The organism is Nocardia ninae NBRC 108245, from assembly GCF_007990755.1.
Lineage (GTDB): Bacteria > Actinomycetota > Actinomycetes > Mycobacteriales > Mycobacteriaceae > Nocardia > Nocardia ninae.
Genome location: NZ_BJXA01000098.1, coordinates 21,598 through 27,826 on the forward strand (window position 1 = coordinate 21,598; position 6,229 = coordinate 27,826).

At 63.1% G+C, this 6,229-nt stretch carries 7 protein-coding genes; 2 read left to right on the forward strand and 5 right to left on the reverse strand.

The annotated features are described in order from the left end of the window. Positions 1-64: 64 nt before the first annotated feature. On the reverse strand, positions 65-568 hold the full coding sequence (locus tag NN4_RS39530) for a DUF4254 domain-containing protein (protein WP_147142113.1): 504 nt from the start codon (positions 566-568) through the stop codon (positions 65-67). A gap of 1,044 nt (positions 569-1,612) precedes the next feature. On the opposite strand from NN4_RS39530, the gene NN4_RS39540 reads away from it, so the two are divergent. Together NN4_RS39540 and NN4_RS39545 are read left to right on the forward strand one after the other, a co-directional pair. Then, positions 1,613-2,782 carry a helix-turn-helix domain-containing protein gene (locus NN4_RS39540; protein ID WP_147142117.1) on the forward strand — a complete coding sequence of 390 codons (1,170 nt, stop codon included), beginning with the start codon at positions 1,613-1,615 and terminating at the stop codon, positions 2,780-2,782. 798 nt (positions 2,783-3,580) lie between these two features. Beyond that, positions 3,581-3,952: a hypothetical protein gene (locus tag NN4_RS39545; RefSeq protein ID WP_147142119.1), complete on the forward strand. Its 372-nt coding sequence runs from the start codon at positions 3,581-3,583 to the stop codon at positions 3,950-3,952. A gap of 214 nt (positions 3,953-4,166) precedes the next feature. Here NN4_RS39545 and NN4_RS45475 read toward each other — a convergent pair whose 3' ends face one another. The 4 genes from NN4_RS45475 to NN4_RS39560 all read right to left on the reverse strand — a co-directional run bounded on the left by NN4_RS45475 (position 4,167) and on the right by NN4_RS39560 (position 5,600). After that, positions 4,167-4,331 (reverse strand): hypothetical protein, encoded by a 165-nt coding sequence (locus NN4_RS45475; RefSeq protein ID WP_186818847.1) that lies wholly within the window; start codon positions 4,329-4,331, stop codon positions 4,167-4,169. A gap of 7 nt (positions 4,332-4,338) precedes the next feature. Continuing rightward, the gene (locus NN4_RS39550; RefSeq protein WP_147142122.1) at positions 4,339-4,518 is read right to left on the reverse strand and encodes a hypothetical protein; all 180 of its coding nucleotides are present in this window, start codon (positions 4,516-4,518) and stop codon (positions 4,339-4,341) included. 113 nt (positions 4,519-4,631) lie between these two features. Next, positions 4,632-4,985 carry a hypothetical protein gene (locus NN4_RS39555; RefSeq protein ID WP_147142127.1) on the reverse strand — a complete coding sequence of 118 codons (354 nt, stop codon included), beginning with the start codon at positions 4,983-4,985 and terminating at the stop codon, positions 4,632-4,634. A 78-nt stretch (positions 4,986-5,063) separates the two neighbouring features. Further along, entirely contained in the window at positions 5,064-5,600 is a 537-nt protein-coding gene (locus tag NN4_RS39560; protein ID WP_147142130.1) for a GNAT family N-acetyltransferase, read from the reverse strand. Positions 5,601-6,229 lie beyond the last annotated feature (629 nt).

Genomic DNA, 6,229 nt, shown 5'->3' on the forward strand with positions numbered 1-6,229 from the left:
CGGATTCCCTCGGCCCACAGGTTGTGACGGTGCCGAAGGCGCGCCCCCGAGCCTCGAGCGGTACTCACGGATGTTCTCGGGTTTGGGTTGACGATGTTGGAAGACGTCGAGAACGCTGGATGACCTTGGTGATCAGATCGGAGTAGCTGTCGACCAGTTCCGCGAGGCGGAACCAGGCTGCGTGTACCGCTGGGTCTGTTGGATTGATCGTCATCAGCAATTGGTAGGCGTGTACGTGTGCTTCGGCGACCTGGTCGATGACTGACCCCAACGTTTCAGTGTGGAGAGTCGCGTTCGGATGTGGTGAGGTCTGGTGCTCGGCTGCCCACGCGTCCACTGCGCGCATGAGTTCACTTCTGCGGCAATGAAACTCAGTCGCCGACGCATCCTGGCGCCTCTGGTACATCAGACCGAACTGCCGGGCGAGGTCTGCCAGCGGATGGATTCCCACGTGATGTCCGCGAATAGCTGACAGCAACGCCCCGCCCGAGAGAAACGATGCTGCCATTCCGGCTTCCGAACCGTCTGACTCTGGCTGGCCCACCTCCTGATTCGGTGTCAGCTCCATCGGTCACCGCCGGACTGCGTAGGGGTTGGTTTGAAGGAGCTGGCGGGCAACGGCGATCACAGTCGTGCGTGACGGAATCACTAGGACGCCCGACGGCCGCGACTCCCAGTACCACCCAGTCGGATGGTCAGTCATTGGCAGCCAGACGCGTTCACCGGATTCCAGGATCCGAATCCCTTTCTCCGCGAGCTGGATCACAGTACGGGCTACGAGGCTGCGTCCCCGAACCGGACCAACCAGGAAGACCCACTCACGATTCGGCCGTGAGTAGCTCACGATCGGCACCGCGTCGGACCGGCGCCCGGCCGCCAGCTCTTGATGCACTTTGCGGCCCAGACCAGCGGGCATCACGACCGCACCGAGCGACGGAGTCGCGACCAAAGACACGCGCTCGTACAAGCACGACACGGAAAATCCTAGCCCGCGATAGATATGGGCCACTTCCTGGGCGCTGTGGCAGCTCTCAAACATCATCACTCCTGCGGATGACGTAGCCGCAGTCCGGCGCGACTGGTACACGACAGCTGGCTACTTTTCGCGCCACGGCATGTCGGCGGTTTGTCATTGATCCACTCGCGTACGCGACAACATTCGCAAGCCGAGCCACTGTCGACGCGGCTCCGGCCATGGACAGTCGGTGGCCGCCATCCCGGCGGCTTCCAATGCCGTCAGCCCCAGCAGCGCGGCGCACTCTCGGAGCGCGGTCAACTCTTCAGCTGCCCGCAAGGCGGCTCGAGCCTGGACCATGGTGAGAGTTCGACCGGGCAGGTAGCTGACAACCCATCCGCCGACGCCGGCGGAGCGTGCTTGGTGCTGTGTCATATCGCTGATAAGTAGTGATCCACGAATATTCGTAATGGACATGCGTGCTACCACCTAGGGCAAGGGAGAATGGAACCAACGGCAGGCATCGTGGGCGCCGAATGAGCGCTGGCCTGCGGTGCTGCTTTTCCGTTTTTCGGTACATATCAACTCTGGACCTGGGACGATGCAGAGCGCAGAGCAGAACGACGCAGGTTTGAGCGAGCTTTAGCGAGGGCAGCCGTGACCATCTGGTGGATTGGTCAGAGTGTTAAGGCCTTGCGGATGGCGTTGCGCATGAATCAGCGCGATTTTGGCCAGCTGATCGACGCAGGACAGCGGACGGTATCTGGTTGGGAGCGTGGCGAATCGGCCGTCAATGTCGCGGCACAGGTTGCGCTGGACTCGCTTTTGGCGACACTGGAGCCTGTAGCGCGGGCGCGCTTCGAAGTCCTGGCCGAGGAGACCGACGTGAACCGCAGACAGTTCCTCATGACATCAACTGCGCTCGCGGCAACGGCCGGATCAGCCAAGCCGACGGTAACTCCTGCGGCCATTGATCACCTCAGGACCACCGTGCACGCGGGAATGCTGCTGGATGACTCGCTTGGTTCCGACGCAGCGAAACCGCTTGTTGACGCGATGGCACGGACCTGTCTGACATTGCTGCCGGATTGCCCTGAACTCCTGAAGCCGCAATTGTCTCGACTTACTGCGGAGGCTGTGGCGTCGTCGGCATGGGCGGCGTGGGATCAACGAGACGTGCGGTTGGCTGACGCGCTGTTCGGCCAGGCTTTCGAGCATGCTGAGAATGCCGGTGATACTGATGTCCAAGCAGGGATCCTGGTACACCGCACCGACCTGGCAGTCTGGACCCGCCGTTACGCTGACGCGGCCGACTATGCCGACGCCGCACTTGCGATCAAGATCCGCGATCGCCGAATGGCCGACTACCGAGCACTGCGATCCGCCCAAGCGTTCGCACACGCCAATCGGCGACAAGACGCCCGTCGGCAGCTGGAAGCTGTGTCGGGAGAGCACATCACAGAGACGACGCCGGACCAGTCCTACGCTTACTGGATGGCCGGTTGGGTTACCAGCGACGTGACCGGGTCGGTTTTGGAAGCAACCGGGGACCGACATGGCGCCGCAGAATCGGTCGAAGAGTCGCTGCAATTCATACCTGAGCTGGCGTCCAGGCATCGCGCGTTGACCTTGCTGCGCTTGGCCAGGATCGCGGCGCCCCTGGATTTGGATCGGTCTGTCGACGCCGCGAAACAGGCACTCGCACTATCACGCAAGAACACTTCGCCTCGGCTTCGTCAGAAGTACGCCGAGACACGTCAGCTGCTCGAACCGTGGGACGGCACCAGGGCGATACGTGAGTTGGACGCGTTCGCGGATTCGAGATAAGCCGGCTTCGAAGGTCGTCGGACCACCATCTGCAGGTTGCTCGTTGAGGGAGCCGGTACTGGACGACGATGCTCGGGTTACGGCCGCCGTGATCGCCTCCGTCGAGGCCAATCCGGGTGGCTAGACGGGTGAATTCCGGCGGCAGTTCCAGGTGGATTTGGGCGTCACTCGGCGCCCCGCCTGGCGATTTGTGCAGACGAAAAATGACAGCACTTTGGCTGTCAGAGGGGCATGTTGGGGCGGGTGTCCTGTGCCAATGAGGTTGGACCTCTGCCATCGAAGTTGGCCAGTCATGGAGTCTCTGCCACTACATTTGACCCGGTCTGATCGCGCTCCTCAAGGAAGCCCCCCGAGCTAGTGGGGACGGTTCAGGGAGGTCGATGCGGCAACCCGGCCCGGCTGGAGTGCACCACGGGCAAACCATCCGCTACACAGCCTCTTTCGTATCCCGACCCCTGGTTTGAGGGCTCGTAGCCGACTCGGCCGACTACTTACCATTGGCTGTCAACCCGCCGCAAAACGGTACGAACTCGTGAGGACAACCTGTGGTTTCGCTGCAACGAACTATCCGACTGGGCGCGACGGGCACCCTCATGATGGCGCTGGCATTCGGCGCAGGCTGCTCGACCGAACACTCTACGGTTGGCGAGTCCCCGTCGGCCTCGGCCGTCACGCCGCCCAACTCCGCAGCGGCTCCGGCGACCGAAACGCAGCCGACCTCCCCGTTACCTCCCACGACTACCGCGAAGCGATTGGACGCCGTCGTGGGCCGTTGGTTACGACGGAATCGACCTGGGGATGACCGCCGCTCAGGCCAGGGGCAGCGGGAAGATCGCCGAGATCAATGGCCCCGACGATGATTTCGGATGCCGCTCGTTCACTACCCACGCCGGGTGGGGCGGCTACATGAACAAAGGCAAAGTCGTCTCGATCATTCCAAAGGACGCCCCGCATACTCCGGAGGGGATCACCGCAGCTTCAACGCTCACCGAGGTCCGCGCGGCGTACCCGGACCTGAGATTCGGAGTCAACTGGAGCTCTGCCGCGGTGCCGGGCCACCCGGCAAACCGTTACGGATTCATGGGAATCTACAACAACGACTACGGAACAGGACAAGCAGTCAGATCACTGCTGCTGTTCGCCGCGGACATAGACGTCTGCCACAACTAGTTGTGCTGTCTCATGAGGTTGGTTCCACGGGTTCGATCTCGAAGGCGAGTTGCTCGGGCCCGGCCACCGGTACGAGATGGCGATGCCGGTGTCGGTGGGCCGGTAGGTGCGTGGTCTCGCCGTCGCACTGATTCATGCATCTCCCGCATAACCATCGGTCGTGGATCGATAGCGCGGGAGACCACCGACAACTCCGTGGGGTGCGACGGCCCGGTCAGGCCGGGCGTGCCCGCGACGGTTCGGTCAGCGTGCCGTCGAGACCACAGGCCCGCGGACGTTCGGCGTCGTCGGGGCCGTAGGCGGCCAGCACCGCTGGCGCGCTGGCGTTCTCGCTCGCCCGGGTGCCGTCGGGACGGGGGCCTGGCCCACAGCTAACCACCCGTTTATCAGCACAGGTTCAACGGGTTGGCGAATACCGCGACGATGACCAGGACGCCGATGGCTATCGGCGCGGCCGCGAGTACGACGGCCCCGTGTTTCCATCGGCGGCGCAGTACCACTGCACCCACCACGAAGGGCAGCGCCCAGAGCGCGACCATCCCGATCACCCACCAGGCGTCATCCATGTCGACATCGGGCGGGGCAGGCGGCGACCAATAGCGGTCGCCGGCCGCAGCGTACTGTCCTGTCCCATCGATGATGGGGCAGAGTCGGTGCGCTGAGCTGCGGTGCCTCAACTTCATGAGACGGTGGGCGGGATTGTGGTCTCACTGATCTGAGGTAGCTCACCGAGCTGTTTCTCGGTGGCCTCGGCGCGGAGTCGGGCAGGGGAAGGCCGGCGCGGATCGATGCAATTGCGTTGGCCCTGGGTTAATACGGCGGTGTCGCCGGTCATGGGGGTGGGGCTCACGGGGCCTTTCCATCCGCACCAGCCGCCGCAGGCGGCGACGGTTTGGCTCTCGATTCGGCCGTCGTCGAACTGGGCGGTGAGGTGCCATGCCCGAGCCGGATAGTCGCAGATTGGACATTTGCCGAAGTAGTTGAGAACGTCCTGGACTTCGGAAGCGGTGACGGTGCGCTTGCGATTGGCCATGATTCCTCCCTGATCAGAGAGCGTATGCCGGTGACGCCCGTTGGGTTTCGTGGAAGCAGGGGTGCTGCCGATCACAGGTCAGCAGGACACTCCCGGTAGTCCAGTCTCGTTGTTCGTGGGGCAAGTTTCGAGGGCCATCAGGATGTCGTCGACGTAGCGGTCTTGGATCAGGAACTGGCCGACGAGTCTGCCTTCGATGCGATATCCGTGTGCGAGATAGATTGCCTGAGCACGCGTGTTGGAGCCCAAGACCCTGAGGGTGATGCGGCGGGCTCGGCGTTTGAGTGCCTCTTGTAAGGCAGCATCGAGAAGTTGGTGGCCGATGCTGCGTCCTTGGTGGTCTGGAGCGACGGCGAATCCGTTGATCTCTTGGACATGCCCGCTCGATGCCGGCATCTGGGATGGCCGGAGTTTCACATATCCGAGGATGTGGTCGTTCTCGTGTGCGAGCAGCACGTTCTCCGGTGATGTCCCATCATTGAAGAAGGGGGTGTCCAGCGGCCAAAGCGGGACGGGAGCAACCTGGCTCGACCAGGTGGCATGGTCGATGCAGGCCAGTGCTCGCTCGTCGCCTTCGGTCGCGGTTCGGATGCCGATATCAGGTGGACCGTCCATGGGTAGCGATCTTTGCCGCGAGCCGGTCGGGCTGACAAACGATTTCGCGTGCGTAGGCGTCGTTTCGCCTGTGGTAGCGGATGTTTCGGTGTGACCGGTGACCAGCAGCGGCGGGCGGGGTGCCGGGCCGCGACAGCTGGTGACGTAAGCGCGGACGGATTCGTAGGTGACTGCAGCGTGGTGGTCATTGAGCAGGTGTTCCCAGATTTCGCGGACGGGGATGGCGGGCGTGGCGGCGAGGAGGGCGTCGATGTGCGCGATGAGCCCGTGCAGGGCGGCTCATTCGCGGGCGCCGCGAAATACAGACCCGGAGAGTTCTTCTGCCCTTATATGAGGGAAACTGCCGCACCGGCAGCACCTCCTCGAATCGAGTACTCCAGCGCCCAGTCAACGAACCCTGCCGTTCAACGGCGCCAGCTGACCCAATCTCTAAGTACCGCAACGTAAACGAGTCCACCAGGCCAGCGGCCGCCGACACCGCCGCTGTACCACCCGCCGCCATGACACCCCGGACCTCGTCGCCGCACGAACCGGCCCACTGTAACCACCCCGCCTCGAACGTACGAGACGAATCAGCGAATACCTCAGATCAACGAGACTGCCTCGGTATCAACGAGATAGGACACGTA